The organism is Ruegeria atlantica, assembly GCF_001458195.1.
GTDB classification, from domain to species: Bacteria; Pseudomonadota; Alphaproteobacteria; order Rhodobacterales; family Rhodobacteraceae; genus Ruegeria; species Ruegeria atlantica.
On record NZ_CYPU01000072.1, the window covers coordinates 75,753 to 93,068 of the forward strand.

A 17,316-nucleotide genomic window follows, 5' to 3' on the forward strand; every position below is an offset into this window, starting at 1 on the left:
CATATTCAGTTTTTTCCGGGTTGCAAACACTTCTGTTCACAGCATGGTGCGGGGAACACGGCTTGATAAGATGTTGAGGCTGCGGGGGTTGAATATTTGAACCCGCCACCGGGCTTCGATAACCTGTGTTACGAATGGCGAACTGGAAAAATATCCGATGACACGAACATTGCTGGCTGGATTAACGTTTGTAATCTGGTCCCTTACTCTGGCGCTGGTCACCGGTGCAGTTGCGCAGACCTCTCTGATACCGGGGTATCCCTCAGCCGGGGGCAGCAGCTCGGAAACAGCCAGCGAAAGCGATCTGGCTACGGCGATCCGTTCCGCCACCGAAGCCGGGGCCAGTGTGATCGTCATCGACAGCGCCGGGCAAATCGTGTCTTCCGGCCAGCAAAACAGTGTCACCCCCGAGGCTGTACCCGGGGATCCGATGGGCGACGGTTCGCAGCTTATGAAAGCGCAGGAGCGGTTTTCGAGATTTCGTGACTCGATGAATTCACGGCTTCAGGCGCTGCCTTATTCAATCTTCGAGGTGCAATACATCCTGCGTCAGACCAGCCCGGATGGCCGAATACAGACCTATGTCGAGGTCCTGTTCTGGAACGTTCTCTTCCTTTTGATCGGACGATGGTTGTCGATTGAAATCTACGGCAAGCGTATCGCAAAGCGAATCGTCGTCGCGCGATCCAAGGAAGATCCACAAGGTTATCGCGAGAAGATGCCGTTTTTGGTGTTCCGGTTCCTGATGGGTATAGGCGCCACGATTTTTGCCATGGTGATGGCGCTTATCGTCAGTTTCGTGTTTTTCGGCGAGGCTGAGGACATCTCGATCCAGTTCACGGTCACAGCAATTTTTACCGCCTTCTTCCTGTCGCGTACGGTGTCGGATCTGTGGCGCATGGTGCTATCGCCATATCTGAGCCAATATCGCTTGCCGCCTTTCTCGGATCGTGACGCAAAACGCCTGTATTTCTGGGCTTCGGCGCTGGCGACCTACGACATTACCGTGGTGCTTTTTGCCACTTGGGTAGCTGATTTTGGGCTGAACTATAACGTCTACGCCTTGGTCTATGGCGGCCTGACCATGTTTGGTGCGATCGGCAATGTCCTGATGATCCTGTTCAATGCTCGCGCCATTTCGAACGCTATTCGCGGCGGGCGATCACCGGATCAGGTGTCGTGGATTCTGCGCCTGATCTCGGTCGCATGGGCGCCGGTGCTGATCCTGTACATGGTGTTCAGCTGGTTCAAACTGGCCGTCGACCTTGTGCTGGAAAATCAAAACTCGATCCCAATCGTGGCCAGCAGCTACGCCATCTTCATGTCGGTCGTGGTTGCCTATGGGGCCATGAACTATCTTCTGGAACGGTATTTCAATCGCAACAGCCAGCTGGACGCGATGAATGCCGATGGTGATGAGGCGGATGCCGAGGTTGAAGCGATCGAAACACCGCAGGCCGAGATGCGCAAGCACTCGATCCTGACCTACGAAGATCTGGCGCGGCGGGTTGCCGGTATTCTGGCTTTTGTTGTCGGTCTATATGCGCTGGTGGTCATCTGGAATCCGGATGCCAGCTGGAGCGAGGACCTGCCGATCGAGCGGGCCCTGGACGTGATGGTGATCCTCTTCATGGGTTACATCCTGTTCCATTTCTTCCGCATTGGGATCGACTCGAAGATCGCGCAGGAGATTGACGACGGCGGTGGTGAGGCTGAGCTGGGCGATGAAGGCGGAGAAGGTGGGCAAAGCCGCCTTGCAACACTGTTGCCCTTGTTCCGCGGGGCCATTCTGGCCGTAGTTGTTGTGACCATTGCGCTGATTGCCCTGATGGAATTGGGTATCAATGTCAGTCCGCTATTCGCGGGTGCTGGTGTCGTGGGCCTGGCCGTGGGCTTTGGGTCGCAGACATTGGTCCGCGATATCTTTTCGGGTGCGTTCTTCCTGATGGATGACGCGTTCCGCAAGGGTGAATACATCGACATCGGTGACGTGAAGGGAACGGTCGAAAAGATCTCGGTCCGGTCGTTCCAGCTGCGTCACCATCTGGGCGCGCTGAACACTATCCCCTTTGGTGAGATCAAGGTTCTGACCAACTATTCCCGCGACTGGGTGATCATGAAACTGCCGTTACGGGTGACGTATGACACCGACGTCGAGAAGGTGCGCAAGCTGATCAAGAAGTTGGGCCAAGAGTTGTTGAGCGACCCGGTGATCGGCGACAACTTTATCCAACCGCTGAAGTCGCAGGGTGTGATTGAAATGCAGGACTCTGCGATGATCATTCGGGTCAAGTTCATGACCAAGCCGGGGGATCAATGGTTGGTGCGCAAGAAAGTCTATCAGGACATCCGCGAATTGTTCGCCCGCGAAGGCATCAAGTTCGCACACCGTGAGGTCACCGTGCGCCTGGCCGAGGGTAAGGACCCCGAGGATCTGACACCCAAACAGCGCGAAGCTGTGACGGGTGCGGTGCAGGCGGCGATTGACGAGGATTATCTGGACGATATCGGTCCGGGTGGGGACGATCGCTGAGGGGGTCTCCCGCCACTTTGGGTGACGTCTCTGGCGAGACGTCACCCAACGCGTTGAGCCGGGCCGCGCGTACCGCGCGGCGGTTGGCTCAGGTGATGGCCGTGGCCCAGACCGGCGCCGACGTGCCTAGTTTAAATGCAGGCTTGTCCCAGAACATCTTGGCGTCGCCAACGGTCAGACCGGGTTTCAGGCGGTGACCGGAGCCCCAGCCTGATTCTTCGAGAGCTTGGCTGTAGTCTGACGGACTGGCACCGGTGATGACCTCTTTCGTGTCGGACTTGCCGAGAATGGCCAACAACTCGGCCGTGCGTGCGAGAGAGAGCTGACCCAGCATGATCGCGTTCCCCGCGGCGGCCTCGGCCAAGGCGGATAGCACAGCGGCGGCCATCAGATAGCCGGTTGCATGATCCAGCGCCTGAACCGGCAATGGTGTTGGTTTATCCGCATTTGCCCAGTCACGGCCTGCATCCGCTATACCCGCACTCATCTGAACGAGGCTGTCGAACCCGCGCCGCGCGGCCCATGGGCCTTGCCAGCCATAAGCGTCTAATGTGACTTCGACCCGGTTTGGGGCCAATTCATCGCGCTTGGCCCTGGTCAGGCCGAGCGCATCCAAAGCACCGGGGCGATACCCGTGGACGAACACATCAGCCTGAGACAACAACTCTTGCAGCTTTTCCAAACCTGAGGGCGATTTCAGATCGAGGTAAGTGCAGGATTTACCCAATGAGATGTCGGGTATGACACCGGGCTCGTCCCAACCGGGCGGGTCGACACGCAGAACGTCAGCACCAAAACCGGCGAGGGTTCGCGTTGAAACCGGCCCAGCCAGCACGCGCGTCAGGTCGAGGACGCGCAACCCTGCCAAAGGCCGCTCAGCCGTGGCCTCGGATCGATCTCGCAGTTTGATCTGTCGCGGGCTGTGCCAACCGATCAGTGGATCGCGGGACACGGCCCGACCTTGCGGATGCTCTAACCACACTGCCCGGCTGCGCATGGCTGCGGAAACGCCACCCTGGGCCACGATTGCCGATTCCAGCTCGCTGGCGGACCATCGCCGGACCGCTTGAGAGACCGCGTCCCGATTTGCTTTGACCTCGAGAACCTTAAGTGCCGCCGTCCGGTGGCGGGGCAGGTTGGTGTGCAGCCTGATCCAGCCATCCGCAGTCTGGTAGTCGCCTGCTATCGCATCCCAGAGACTAGGCATCTCCCAACCATTGGGCTTGAAGGAGTATTGATACCAAAGCGAGGCCAACCGGTGATCCACAGACACATTCGGCGCGCTGGGCGACAGGTTCAGCGCCGTCATCAGACGAGCCTGTTCCTGACCCACCGCGCCAAAGGTAGCCGTCGCCAGTTCAGATACCGCGTAGACGCTGGACCAAGCCCCGGTGCCCGTTTTGCGGTATCCGTCGGTTGCAGGAAGGGCTGAAATCAAGCTCATTGCTGGTATGGATCCAGACTGTCACGCAGCCCGTCACCCAGGAAATTGAATGCCAGCACGATAACAATGATCGGCAGCATCGGGATTGCCGTCCAGGGGTAGATCTCGATCGAGGCCAGGTTCTGCGCGTCGTTCAGCATTACACCCCAACTGACGGCCGGGGCCCGCAGACCAAGACCCAGGAAGCTGAGCGCGGTTTCCCCAAGGATCATGGCCGGTATCGACAACGTGGCCGAGGCGATCAGGTGAGACATGAAGTTCGGCAGCAGGTGCTTGCGGATCACACGGCCAGAGCTTGCGCCCATCATCTCGGCGGCGCGGACGTATTCTTCTTCTCTGAGGGACAAGAATTTCGCGCGTACCGAACGGGCGAGGCCGGGCCAATCGAGAATCCCGAGGATGATCGAGATGATGAAGAAAACAGCAACCGGGCTCCAATTTGAGGGCACCGCCGCCGATAGGGCAAGCCAGAGCGGCAGTTCAGGTAGCGAGCGCAAGACCTCGATCACGCGGTTGATGACCCAATCGATCTTGCCGCCGAAATACCCGGCGATTGATCCAAAAAAGATGCCAAGGGTGAACGATACCGAAATGCCGATCAGGCCGACAGTCAGCGACAACTGCGCGCCATATAGAATGCGGCTGAAAACATCGCGGCCCAGACGATCGGATCCCCATAGGAACAGCGTCGCGCCCTCTGGCGCGCAGAACAGGTGGGTGTCTGATTTCACAAGACCTGCAAGCCTGTACTCGGTCCCCTCGCAGAAAAAGCGGATCGGGCGAGGGTCTTCAGTGTCGGGCACAAATTTCCACTGAAAGGTCTCAAGATCAGCTTCGGCCACGATCGGATAGACATACGGGCCAATAAAGGAGCCATCGTGGAACCAATTGATGCTTTGTGGTGGGGCGTAAAGGTGTTCGCCGTTTCGTTCATTCGGGCCATAGGGGGCGATGAAACCAGCGAAGGGCAGCATCAGGTAGCAGAACAGTAGGAAAACGCCTGAAATCAAACCCAGCTTATGGGTTTTGAACTTGCGCCAGACCAGAACCCAGTTGGGTGCGTCCAGATCTGCGCGCTCTAACTGTTGCAGGGCGGCATCCGCGTCGAAAGGTGCATCGTCGACAAAGCGACCGTCGGTGTGTTTGGTCACGCTTCACGCCCCTCGTACCGAATGCGCGGGTCCAGCATGACCAGCAAGATATCAGAGATCATGGTGCCGATCAGGGTCAGCAAGGCCACAAACATCAGAATGAAGGCAGACAGAAATTGGTCCTGGGTTTTGAGTGCGGTCAGCAAGGTCGGGCCGATGGTTTGCAGACCAAGCACGACCGAGACCAGTACCGACCCGGATACCATCGACGGCAGCAAGTTCCCGATATCTGCAACAAATGGGTTGAACGCCACGCGCAGCGGGTACTTTGTCAGCATTCGCGATGGTGCCATACCCTTGGCAATGGCCGTTTCCACATAAGGTTTGCCCAGTTCATCCAGCATGTTCGCACGCAGGCGCTGCATCATGGCAGAGGCGCCAGATGTGCCAATGACGAAAGTCGGCACGATCAGGTGGACAAGAATGGACTTCAGCTTTTCCCAGCTCATCGGCTGACCTTCGAAGGATGGGTCCATCAGGCCGCCGATGGGCAGGTTGAAGTAGCGGTGTCCGTAATAGAACAGGATCAGTGCCAGCAGGAAGTTGGGCGTCGCCAAACCAAGATAGCCAACAAAGGCCGACGTATAGTCAATCCAGGTTCGCGATTTTGCTGCGGCGAGGACGCCCAGCGGCAGGGCAACGGCATAAACGAACAGGATAGCGGCCAGGTTGACCACAACAGTCAGCCATAGGGTATCGCCAACGATCTCAGCTACGGGGCGGTCGAATTCAAAAGACCAGCCGTAATTGCCCTGAAGAAGGCCCTCAAACCCGTGCGGCCCAGGCCAGAAGCCCATCCAGACTAGGTACTGTTCCCATATGGGGCGATCCAGGGCGTATTCCGCGCGCAGGAATTCAGCCTTGGCGACCCCGGCAGATTGGCCCGAGGCCTGCAATTCCGCGATCTGATTGCTCAGATAATCGCCGGGGGGCAGGTTGATGATCACGAAGATCAGAACCGACACCACCAGCAAAGTCAGCAGCATCGTGAAAAAGCGATACACCGCATAGCGCAGCATTATCATTTAGCTGCTCCTGATTAGTCGGCGAAAAAGAATTCGTCGGGGCGGTGAATGCCAAAATGTGCGCCGGGCTCCCACGCCCACATGCCTTGCTCGGGCACGTTGCGCAGACGGTTGGACACTACGATGGGCTGCGGTGCGCCGTTCAGAATTCCGATGGCAAAAAGCTGATCAGCGTGGATGTTCAGCATTTCTGACCAGACTGCCGAACGCTCTTCGTCGGTGGTAGCAACCTCCCAATCATGCGCCAGCTGCATTAGACGTTCAGCCTCGGGCATGTCAGGCGCTTCACCAACATCGCCGCCGGTTTGGTAAAATTGTCCCCATTTGGGCCAGGCCAGAAACACCTGATCCGTAGGTGCCAAATAAGCAGGGGAAGTGTGCGCCTGCGGGATACCGTCATCCCAGCCAAACCAAACTGAGGCCATGGTGTTGCCAGCAAAAACGCGGTTGCGCAGAATGTCCCGGTCCAGTGGGCGCATGATCAGGTCCACACCAATTTCGCGCCACGTATCCGTGACGATCTGAAGCGCGTTCTCAACCTCTTGCCGCTCTCCTGCGGTTTCGATGATAAGTTCCATCGGGCGCCCATCCGGCAGCAGGCGAGTGCCGTTTTTATCGCGCTCGGCCAGGCCGGCTTCGTCCAGGAGGGCGTTGGCCATCTCAACGTCATACTGCGCCCAGGCTTTTGCGTTTTCCTCGTCATAGAACGGAGACGCGGGTAAAACGGACATCGCACCGGGATGGGCCAGCTTGAAATAGAGCGCTTGATTGATGGTTTTGCGGTCGATTGCCAGGGACAGCGCCCGCCGAACACGCACATCGCGCAGAACGTCGCGCCAAACTTCATCCGAGTAGTTCAGGTTCGGGTAGATCGCGATTTGCGATGCGACACCGGTCTTCCACAGCAGAGTTTTGTAGTCTCCACCGGCTTCGCCCTTTTTCAAGATAGATGCATCGCGAAACGCCAGACCGCGCCCCTGCAGATCAGTTTCGCCAGCATTGGTCTTGGCCGCGACCAAGCCAGCAGCGACGATTTCCATCTCGACGATGTCGATATAGGGCAACTGAACGCCGTTGGAATCGATGCGGTGATAATATGGGTTGCGAACGAAATTGTGGCGGATCTTCTTGCCCGAACTTGCATTCAGCCAAGGCTGCAGCGTCGGGAGTTCGTGATTGTCGAACTTGTAGAGGTTGTCCAGCTTGTTGTGCAGCGCTGCCCAGCTTTTAACCCGTGCGTCTTCGACCTGAAAGGCGAGGTCTTCAGCGTCTGCGAATTTCTCGTGATACTGTTTGAGGAATTCAGACGGTCGGTAAATGAACGGCGGGCGCGCTTGGGCCAGCGATTGCAGGAAATCAGGATTTGGGTCTTCCCACTCGAAGACAATAGTAGTCTCGTCCGGGAAGGTCACGGTTGGCGTTTTTCCTTCAACAATCAGGAAGTCAGGTGGGCCAGACGGGCTGAGCATTTCATTGTTGGCAACGTCTTCCCACCAATAACGAAAGTCTTCGGATGTGAACGGCGATCCATCGGACCACTTGTGCCCGTAACGCAGATGCAGTGTGAACTTTCGATTACCTTCGTTTTCATAGGACTCCAGCAGATCAGGGACGATTTCGTAGTTTTCGTCAAACCCAACCAATCGCGCATACCCGTAAACGACCATCTGGCGGATGTCTTTTGAACGGGTCACCATGGTGCGCAGGGTACCACCGGGGGCACCAAACTCGCGGCCTTTGGCTGCCAGGTCCACGATCAGAGGCTCGGCTGGCAGGCGCTCTGCGACCGGCGGCAGGTTCCCGGAGCTGACCTCGGCTTGCCAGAATTCGCTTTCCTGAGGGGCCGGTGTTCCTGCAGTGGCGGGCAGGACCAAAGTGGCGACCAACGTGGCAGCCAGAATGAGCGGGCGAGTGGTTTTAAACATGGCATCGTACCTTATGGCCGGGCTCCATCTCTACCAGTGAGGGTATCACGGAGTCCGTAAATCGGAAGGTGTCATCCCAACTGTCTGGTGAACCGGCGCCCAACGCAACCAGTTTAAGGTCGATGGGCCGGTTGATGTCGGGTTCTGGTTGGGCGGCAATCAGCGCCTTGGTGTAAGGGTGTCGGGGGTTATAAAACAGCGTCTCGGGCGGGGCCTGTTCGACGACAAGACCGCGGCGCATCACGGCCACTTCATCGGCAATGCGCGCCACAACCGCAAGGTCGTGAGAGATGAACAGGTAGGACAGGTTCAACCGGTCCTGCAGGTTTTCCAGCAAAGTCAGGATCTGTTCCTGAACCGATACATCCAGTGCCGATGTCGGCTCGTCACAGACAATCAGCTGCGGGTCCAACATCATCGCCCGCGCAATTGACAGGCGTTGTCGCTGTCCGCCTGAAAAGGCGTGTGGATAGCGTTTGAGCATATCACCATTCAGTCCCACACGCTGCAGCATCTCGACCGCCTTGTCCCGCTGTTCGGCGGTCGAACCAATGGAGTGGATTTCCAAAGGCTCGGTCAGCGCGTCTTGAATGCGCATCCGCGGACTGAGCGAGCTGTACGGGTCCTGAAACACCATCTGCGCCTTGCGTTGAAAGGCCGTGCGCTGAGAGCGGTTCATGTGGTGCACAGTGATCGGGTCTTCGCCTGGCGAGGTGCGAAACAGAACCTCGCCACCCGGATCGGGCAGTTCCGCGCCAAGGGCGATCCGCGCAGCCGTTGTTTTGCCCGAGCCACTTTCGCCGACGATTGCCAGTGTTTTGCCGCGGGCTAATTTCAGATCCACACCTCGGCAGGCATGGATCAGCTTGTCCCCCTGCCAGCCCCTGCTGGACCGCATAGTGTAGGTCTTGGACACCCCCTTCATCTGTAGAATGAGGTCATCATCCGGCATAGGCAGCCCGACCGAATCTTCGTCGGGAATTGCAGGGGCCGCGTTGAACAATTGTTGTGTGTAGGGGTGCGCCGGGGCGCTTAGGATCGGGGCGGCTGCCCCTGCCTCCATCACGCGACCCTTGTGCATGACAACGACCTGTTCTGCCATATTGGCAACCACGCCAAGATCGTGCGTCACAAGGATCAGGGCCATTCCTGTCTCGCGCTGTAGTTCTTTGATCAGACCAAGCACTTGCGCCTGTGTCGTTACGTCCAGCGCGGTCGTCGGCTCGTCCGCGATCAGCAGTTCTGGCTTGGAAACCATGGCCATCGCAATCATGGCGCGCTGGCGCATGCCGCCCGACAACTCGAACGGGTAAGAATCATAGGCGCGCTGCGGATCAGGAAAGCCGACGCGTTCGAATTGGGTCAGGACCTCTTTGCGGGCTTGCGACTCGGACGCGCTCCGATGCAGCCACAAAACCTCGCTGACCTGATTGCCGATCTTGTGCAACGGGGATAGCGATCGCATCGGTTCCTGAAAAATCATCGAAATCCGATTGCCGCGAATGTCACGCATCTGTCGCTCGCTGATCTTGGTAAGATCCTCGAAGCCTTTCGAATCGTTCAGGGTAATCGTGCCACTGCGGATTTGCGCGGCACGTGGCAGAATGCGCAAGGCCGCCCGGCACGAGATGGTTTTTCCCGACCCGGATTCACCGACCAGAGCCAATGTCTGCCCGGCCTCGACATCAAAGTTGACACCTTTGACAACTGAGTCGCCCGCACCAAAACCGATGCTGAGGTCTCTGACGGACAACAACGCAGTCATGCGGGTTTTCCACCCGTTCGTCCGTGGTTCGACATCGGCGTATTCAACTCCCTGTGTTTTTTGACTTAGTCTCGCGCGGTTGTGCCTGTGTAGTCAAACCCGTTCTTGGGCCGAATTGTCGCGAAAATGTGAAACTTAGGCCAATTTACCTACACAAATCCTTGAGGATTTGTCATCACATGCGGTGTCGGCCCCAAATCATGAGCTGACAGATATCAAGGAGAGATTTCCCCGTGCCCGACAACCAAAGCCGCCTGGATCTGTTCATCGACCGTATGGTGTCCCAACGTTCCTGTCTGGATTTCGCCATCTCTGAAACCAAAGGAATGCCTGGGCCAGTGTTCGAACTGGGGTTGGGCAACGGGCGCACATATCATCACATGGTGCAGTATATTTCAGATCGACCTGTTTATGTGTTTGAGCGAGCCGTGGCGTCGCATCCGGATTCCACGCCGCCCGCAGATCGGGTGATTTTGGGGGACGTGCGCGAAACACTACCGGCCTCGGTGGATCGGTTCGGAGCCACGGCCAGTCTGATCCACGCGGACTTGGGCGGTCACAACCGCAAAAAGAACGACGACTTCGCCAGATTTGTCTCACCATTGATCGAGCCGCTATTGGCCGAGGGTGGTTTGATGGTGTCCAGCGACCGGATGTATTTCGATACCTTGACCGAAGTTTCCCTTCCTGAAGGGGCCGTCGAGGGGCGCTGTTTCATTTATCGCCGCTGACAGGGTGGGAGAATCTGATGCTTTTTTATGATTGTTCCACGGCCCCCAACCCGCGGCGCGCGCGCATGTTCATTGCTGAAAAGGGTTTGGATATCGAAACCCGAGAAATTTCGATCGGCAAAGGTGAACAACTCAGTGACGACTTTCGCGCGGTGAACCCCAATGCAACGGTTCCGGTGCTGGTGACGGATGAGGGCAGCACGCTAACCGAGAATCTCGGGATCGCCGCCTATTTTGAGGCGCGGTTTCCTGAGCCACCTTTGATGGGCCGCACTCCAGATGAAAAGGGGCAGGTTCTGATGTGGAACAGCATTGTCGAACAACAGGGCGGCATGCCTGTAGCTGAGGCGTTGCGCAATACCCATCCAGCCTTTGCCGACAGGGCGATTCCGGGCCCGGTGAATCACCCGCAAATCCCGGAACTGGCGCAGCGCGGGTCAACGCGCGTTGACCATTTCTTTTCGCTTCTGGAACAGCGACTGAGCGAAAGCGCGTTTATCGCAGGTTCAGATTTCACTCTGGCTGACATTTCCACCTTTGTCTTCGTCGACTTTGCCCGCGTGATCAAAAAGCGGATTCCACAAGAAAACACAGCCACTTTGGCGTGGTTTGATAAGGTCGCTTCCCGTCCCAGCGCACAACTTTGAAAACTGCCGCTCCAAGGCGGTTTCTTGGTACGCGCAGAACTGTACAGAAATGTCTAGACAGATGTGAACAGTACCTCTAGCGTCCCTCGTGAGACATGCAGGGGAGCGCAGGATGAATTCTCAGTATCGCGTTGTGGTCATCGGGGGCGGCGTCGTGGGCGCCTCGGTTCTGTATCATCTGGCCAAGTTCGGCTGGTCAGATGTGGTCATGCTGGAACGGCGGCGGTTGGCGTCTGGCTCGTCCTGGCACGCGGCTGGCGGCATTCACGCTCTGAATGCGGACCCAAACATGGCGTCCCTCCAAGCCTATACTATCGATCTGCTCAGCGAGATAGAAAAGGAATCGGGTCAGAATATCGGCTTGCACATGACCGGTGGTTTGACGTTGGCCGGGACGCCCGAACGGTGGGAATGGCTGCAGTCGAATTACCGCATCTTCCAGTCTATCGGCATTGATGACTGCGAATTGCTGAGCCCGGAGGAGGCGCAGAGGCGTTGCCCAATCATGTCCACCGACGGCGTTTTGGGTGCGATGTGGGCGGACCGAGAGGGTTATATCGACACGACCGGTACAGTGCAGGCTTATGCAACAGCGGCTAAGAAACGCGGCGCGGAATACTACGAAGAAACCAAGGTCGAGGAATTAATCCAGACCGACGATGGCTGGCAGGTCGTCACCGACAAGGGCACGATCACTTGTGAACACGTGGTTAACGCCGCTGGCCTTTGGGCCAAGCAAGTAGGGCGTATGGCGGGGGTGGAATTGCCGGTGTCTCCTCTGAAACACCACTACCTGATCACCGACACAGTCCCCGAGGTCGCTGAAGCCGAATTCGAAATGCCGATGACGGTGGACCTCGAGGGGTTCACCTATATGCGGCAGGACCAAAAAGGCGTTCTGGTCGGAATTTATGAAATCGATCACGAACACTGGGCCATGGACGGTGCGCCATGGAATTATGGTGAGGAGCTGTTTCAGGAACAACTCGACCGGATCGAGAATGAGCTGACGCTTGGCTTTGAGCGCTATCCGTCGATCCAGAACGTAGGCATCAAGACATGGGTAAACGGTGCTTTCACCTTTGCGCCTGACGGAAACCCGCTGGTCGGCCCGGTTCCCGGCAAGCGTGGCTATTGGTCGGCCTGCGCGGTTATGGCAGGTTTCCTGCAAGGCGGAGGCGTCGGCAAGACGCTGGCTGAATGGATGATCCATGGCGAGCCCGAGGCGGATGCCTGGCCGATGGACGTGGCGCGCTTTGGCGATTTTGCGCAGAACAAGCGGTATATCCGTGAAACCACGGGCCAGTTTTATTCCCGCCGCTTTGTAATGACCTACCCGAACGAGCAACTGCCCGCGGGGCGGCCACTAAAGATGGCCCCAGCGCATGACGCGATGACGGATGCGGGCTGCAAATGGGGTGTTAGCTGGGATCTTGAAGTGCCGTTGTATTTCGCGCCGAAAGGGTTCGAGGAAACACCGACGCTCAAGCGGTCGAATGCGCACGATATTGTAACTGACGAATGCAAGGTGATCCGCGAAGGCGTCGGCTTGATGGATATCTCGGGATTTTCACGGTTTGAGGTCAGTGGCCCGAATGCTGAGGTTTGGCTGGACAAAGTCATGGCCTCAAAACTGCCAGCGCCCGGTCGGGCGAAGCTGGCGCCGATGCTGGGTGAGAACGGGCGGCTCAAAGGGGACCTCACGGTGCTCAACTGGGGCGACGGAACCTGGTGGATCATGGGTAGCTACTACTTGCGGGCGTGGCACATGCGCTGGTTTGACGATCACATGATCGACGGCGTTAATTTACAGGATCTGGGCGAGGAATATTGCGGGTTTGCGGTGGTTGGTCCCAAGTCGCAAGCGGTGGTCGAAAAGTTGGCTGAACAGGACATCTCGGGTCTGAAATTCATGGGCTGTGGAGATTTTGACATCGGGTTGGTCCGCGCGCGCGTCGCCCGTATGTCGGTGACCGGCGAGAAAGGGTATGAGATCAACTGCCGCTACGGTGACCACATCAAGCTGCGCCGCATGTTGCTGGAGGCCGGTGTCGAAGAGGGCATTCGCGAGTGCGGTTTCAACGCGATGCTGTCAACGCGGCTTGAAAAGAGTTTTGGCATCTGGTCGGCAGAGTTCACGCAGCTTTACACGCCGGGAATGACAGGCATGGATCGATGGATCGATTGGGACAAGAATTTTGTCGGCAAAGAGGCCGCTGTGGCCGAGCGCGACGGAAACGGTCCGGCGCAGATACAGGTGACACTGGAAGTGGACGCCGATGACGCGGACGCAAGCGGTTACGAACCCGTTTGGGCGGGCGGTGAGCGCGTGGGCTTTGTAACGTCGGGAGGGTACGGGCACTACACTGGGAAGTCACTGGCAATGGCGTTGGTCAACCGCGACAAGGCCGCGCCCGGAACAGAGCTTTCGGTCCATGTGGTTGGTGTCGAGAGGCCCGCGAGGGTTGTCGCGCCGTCACCTTATGACCCGCAGGGCAAAGCGATGAGGGGCTAAGCATGATCGGACAAACATCCGAACGTGGGCGACGACGGCGCGGGCGAAGCGCCGAGGCCGCCTCTGCGCCCAGTCGGGACGTGAATTATCGCCAGTTGAAGAATCCCTTCCCGTTGATGGAGGTGTTCCCGGCTGACCAGATTGCGGATATGCACGAAACGGCCTTGCGAACACTTCAGGAGTTGGGCGTCAAATGCCTGCTTCCGGAAGCCCGGCGTCTCTTTGCGAAAGCGGGCGCGCGGGTGGATGAAGATACCGAGATGGTCTTCATCGGCCGCGACATTGTTGAAGCCGCCGTCGCATCAGCACCAAAGTCGATAGCGTGCCATGCAGGCGCGCGACACAGAGACTTCACCCTTGAGCTAGGTAGTCTGGTGTTTCAACCGGGGGCAGGGGCACCGAACGCGACAGATCTTGAACGTGGCCGCCGTCCCGCCACAGAGCAGGATTATCTGGAGTTCCTAAAGCTTACGCATCATTTTGATGTGTTCCAGATGATCTCGCCTCAGGTCGAACCGCAGGACGTGCCGACCCATCTGCGCCACTATTTCACGACGAAGGCGCAGATGGAGCTGACCGACAAGTTCCCGTTTTTCTTCTCTCGCGGAACGCCGCAGGTGATGGATTGCTTTGAAATGCTATCCATCGCACGGGGGCTGTCGGACGATGAGTTTCAGGCGGGCGCACATTGCTACACGATCATCAATACGAACAGCCCGCGCACGCTGGACATACCGATGGCGCAAGGGCTGATAGATTTCGCCCGCAATGGACAGATGTCGATCATCACGCCGTTTACTCTGATGGGCGCGATGGCCCCGATTACTGTGGCCGGGGCGATTACGCTGTCGCATGCCGAGGCGCTGGCGGCGCTGACGCTGACACAGCTGACCAAGCCGGGTGCGCCGGTGTGTTATGGCACGTTCACCAGCAACGTGGATATGAAATCGGGTGCGCCCGCATTTGGAACACCCTCACATTTCCAGGCTTCGCTTGCCGCAGGTCAATTGGCCCGGCATCTGGGCCTACCTTGGCGGTCGGCTGCCGGATCAGCGTCGAACATCAACGATGTTCAAGCAGCGAATGAAAACCAGTTTGGTCTTTGGGGCTGTCTGATGGCAGGAGCGACAGTAATCATTCACTCGGCCGGTTGGCTGGAGGGTGGCTTGACCGTTTCTTTTGAGAAAATGATCTGTGACACCGAGGTCCTGAACATGGTCGCCGAGCTTTGTGCAGGGGCGCAGGCAGGTACGGCCGAGATCGGTTTCGACACCGCCCTGAGTGAAGTTGAACCCAGCGGGCACTTCTTTGCCTCTAGCCAGACGATGGAGCGCTACAACACCGAATTCTACGAACCGCATCTGCATGATTATGCCAATTTCGGAACCTGGACAGAACGCGGATCGATGGATGCCAATCATCGCGCGACCGCGGTTTGGAAGAGTATTCTGTCTGACTTCAAAGCGCCTTCATGTGACAGCGACCGCATGGGTACCTTGCACGAGTTCGTTGCGCGCCGCACCGCTGCGGGCGGCGCCCCGCCGGAGAGTTGAATGAGCACCAAGCCCATCCTGCACAGGGACGACCCCGAAGCCGAGCCTTTGGTCGGCAATATCAAGGTCACGCGTGACGACTGGCTGAACGTGGCTATGGATGTCCTGATCTCGGACGGTGTGGACCAAATCAAGGTCCTGAACCTGGCTGAACGAATGGCCGTGTCGCGATCGTCCTTCTATTGGTATTTCAAATCCCGGCAAGAGCTTTTGGACGCCCTGCTGGCGCGCTGGCATGCGACGAATACAGCGGCTTTGGTCGCGCAAGCCAATGCCCCGGCGGATACGATAACCGCAGCCGTCTGCAACGTGCATCGTTGCGTGGTGAATACTGAACTGTTCGATACCGCGTTGGATTTTGCCGTCCGGGATTGGGCGCGCAAATCGGGGAAAGTACGCCGGGCGCTTGATCAATCGGATGCGCGCAGGCTCGAAGCGCTTCACGCCATGTTCGCGCGGTACGGCTATTCCGAAGTCGAGGCCGAAACGCGTGCCCGCGTGCTGTACTATATGCAGATCGGTTATGATCTGGCGCAGTTGAACGAGCCAATGTCCACGCGGATCGCAATGGTTCCGCATTACCTTTATGTCTTCACTGGGGTTGAGCCCAAGCCCGAAGAAGTCGAAGAATTCAGCGCCTATTCAATGCGCTATTGGAAGGGAGAAGCCTCATGAGTCAACCTGACGCAATCATCATCGGAACAGGTGTGATCGGCGCGGCCATCGCCTTTGAAATGGCCAAAGCAGGCTGGAAAACCTTGTCGCTGGACCGAAACAGTCAGGTTGGCCACGGTTCGACCGCGGGGTCATGTGCGATTATTCGGATGCATTATTCGACCTTTGATGGAACGGCGTTTGCGTGGGAAGGTTACCACTATTGGCGCGATTGGGCGGACTACCTCGGCCTGCCCGAGGATGCTAATCTGGCGCAATTCCGCGAGACCGGCTGTCTAGTGATGAAGACCGATGCCAATGGCTTGCTTGAAAAGCACATGAAGAACAGCGCCGATTTGGATTGTCCGTTCGAAGAATGGTCACCTGACAAAGTCAGTGAGCGCCTGCCGATCTACTCGCAGGACAGTTTCGCGCCGGCGCGCCGGATGGATGATCCGGAATTCGGGCACCCGAACGGGCGCAAGATGCAGGGCGGCGTGTTCTGGCCGCAGGCGGGATATGTCACGGACCCGGCTTTGTCCGCGCAGAACTTGATGGATGCTGCCAAGCTGCATGGCGCAGAAGTGCGCACTGGTGCCGAAGTGATCGAGATATTGTCCAGCGACGGTCGTGTTTCGGGTGTTAAACTTGCCTCGGGCGAAGAAATCCACGCAAAAGTCGTCGTGAACGTCGCGGGCCCCGGCTCAGCGATCATCAACAAGATGGCGGGTGTCCTAGATGATATGACGATCGAAACCCGCCCGTTGAGGCAAGAGGTTGTGCACGTCCCCGCACCCGAGGGGTTTGATTTCGAAAACGATGGAACGATTGTCTCGGACAGCGATATTGCCTGCTACTGCCGGCCCGAACACGGCAACCACATTCTGGTTGGCTCGGAAGATCCGGAATGTGACCCGCATCTTTGGTGTGAGGATGATGTGGATTACAACCACGATTTCACCGACCAGTGGACAACGCAGGCCATGCGATACGCGCAGCGCGTCCCAAGTCTTGGCATCCCGACCAAAACGCGCGGAGTTGTGGATCTGTATGACGCATCCACAGACTGGATTCCGATCTATGACAAATCCAGCCTGCAGGGGTTTTACATGGCCTGCGGGACCAGTGGGAACCAGTACAAGAACGCGCCGATCGCAGGCAAGATGATGACGGCTCTGATCGCGTATTGTGAAGGCGGCGCAGATCACGATGCGCAGCCGCTGCAATATGAACTTCCCTATATCGGGCGGAGCATTGATGTCGGGTTCTATTCCCGCAAGCGCCCGATCAACGAAGAAAGCAGTTTTTCTGTACTGGGGTAGTTAAAGAAAAAAATCGCCCTATCATTCCGGAGAACTGGAAAAGGGCAGGGC

Annotated in this window: 12 protein-coding genes; 7 read left to right on the forward strand and 5 right to left on the reverse strand. The window is 57.6% G+C overall.

Features of this window, described 5'->3' with window-relative positions:
* Window positions 1-157: 157 nt before the first annotated feature.
* The gene (locus RUA4292_RS21385; protein WP_058279436.1) at window positions 158-2,533 is read left to right on the forward strand and encodes a mechanosensitive ion channel domain-containing protein; all 2,376 of its coding nucleotides are present in this window, start codon (window positions 158-160) and stop codon (window positions 2,531-2,533) included.
* An 88-nt stretch (window positions 2,534-2,621) separates the two neighbouring features.
* On the opposite strand, the gene RUA4292_RS21390 is transcribed toward RUA4292_RS21385, so the two are convergent.
* From RUA4292_RS21390 to RUA4292_RS21410, 5 genes are read right to left on the reverse strand one after another with little or no spacing between them, the layout of a single operon-like run.
* The gene (locus tag RUA4292_RS21390) at window positions 2,622-3,977 is read right to left on the reverse strand and encodes a CoA transferase (RefSeq protein WP_058279437.1); all 1,356 of its coding nucleotides are present in this window, start codon (window positions 3,975-3,977) and stop codon (window positions 2,622-2,624) included.
* The gene (locus RUA4292_RS21395; RefSeq protein WP_058279438.1) at window positions 3,974-5,128 is read right to left on the reverse strand and encodes an ABC transporter permease; all 1,155 of its coding nucleotides are present in this window, start codon (window positions 5,126-5,128) and stop codon (window positions 3,974-3,976) included. The genes RUA4292_RS21390 and RUA4292_RS21395 overlap by 4 nt, the downstream gene beginning before the upstream one ends.
* Window positions 5,125-6,153 (reverse strand): ABC transporter permease, encoded by a 1,029-nt coding sequence (locus tag RUA4292_RS21400; protein WP_058279439.1) that lies wholly within the window; start codon window positions 6,151-6,153, stop codon window positions 5,125-5,127. The genes RUA4292_RS21395 and RUA4292_RS21400 overlap by 4 nt, the downstream gene beginning before the upstream one ends.
* A gap of 14 nt (window positions 6,154-6,167) precedes the next feature.
* A complete protein-coding gene (locus RUA4292_RS21405) occupies window positions 6,168-8,078 on the reverse strand; it encodes an ABC transporter substrate-binding protein (RefSeq protein ID WP_058279440.1) in 1,911 nt (636 codons plus the stop codon).
* The gene (locus RUA4292_RS21410; protein ID WP_058279441.1) at window positions 8,071-9,843 is read right to left on the reverse strand and encodes an ABC transporter ATP-binding protein; all 1,773 of its coding nucleotides are present in this window, start codon (window positions 9,841-9,843) and stop codon (window positions 8,071-8,073) included. Before RUA4292_RS21410 ends, RUA4292_RS21405 begins: the two co-directional genes overlap by 8 nt.
* Before the next feature lie 233 nt (window positions 9,844-10,076).
* Here RUA4292_RS21410 and RUA4292_RS21415 point away from each other — a divergent pair, with 233 nt between their 5' ends.
* The 6 genes from RUA4292_RS21415 to RUA4292_RS21440 all read left to right on the forward strand — a co-directional run bounded on the left by RUA4292_RS21415 (window position 10,077) and on the right by RUA4292_RS21440 (window position 17,265).
* A complete protein-coding gene (locus RUA4292_RS21415; RefSeq protein WP_082637217.1) occupies window positions 10,077-10,574 on the forward strand; it encodes a class I SAM-dependent methyltransferase in 498 nt (165 codons plus the stop codon).
* 17 nt (window positions 10,575-10,591) lie between these two features.
* Complete coding sequence (locus RUA4292_RS21420; RefSeq protein WP_058279442.1) at window positions 10,592-11,221, forward strand: glutathione S-transferase family protein; 630 nt, start codon at window positions 10,592-10,594, stop codon at window positions 11,219-11,221.
* A gap of 112 nt (window positions 11,222-11,333) precedes the next feature.
* Window positions 11,334-13,736, forward strand: a complete 2,403-nt coding sequence (locus RUA4292_RS21425) for a GcvT family protein (protein WP_058279443.1) — start codon at window positions 11,334-11,336, stop codon at window positions 13,734-13,736.
* Window positions 13,737-13,738: 2 nt separating this feature from the next.
* A complete protein-coding gene (locus RUA4292_RS21430) occupies window positions 13,739-15,289 on the forward strand; it encodes a trimethylamine methyltransferase family protein (RefSeq protein WP_058279444.1) in 1,551 nt (516 codons plus the stop codon).
* On the forward strand, window positions 15,290-15,964 hold the full coding sequence (locus RUA4292_RS21435; RefSeq protein WP_058279445.1) for a TetR/AcrR family transcriptional regulator: 675 nt from the start codon (window positions 15,290-15,292) through the stop codon (window positions 15,962-15,964).
* The gene (locus RUA4292_RS21440; RefSeq protein ID WP_058279446.1) at window positions 15,961-17,265 is read left to right on the forward strand and encodes an NAD(P)/FAD-dependent oxidoreductase; all 1,305 of its coding nucleotides are present in this window, start codon (window positions 15,961-15,963) and stop codon (window positions 17,263-17,265) included. Before RUA4292_RS21435 ends, RUA4292_RS21440 begins: the two co-directional genes overlap by 4 nt.
* Window positions 17,266-17,316: the final 51 nt, after the last annotated feature.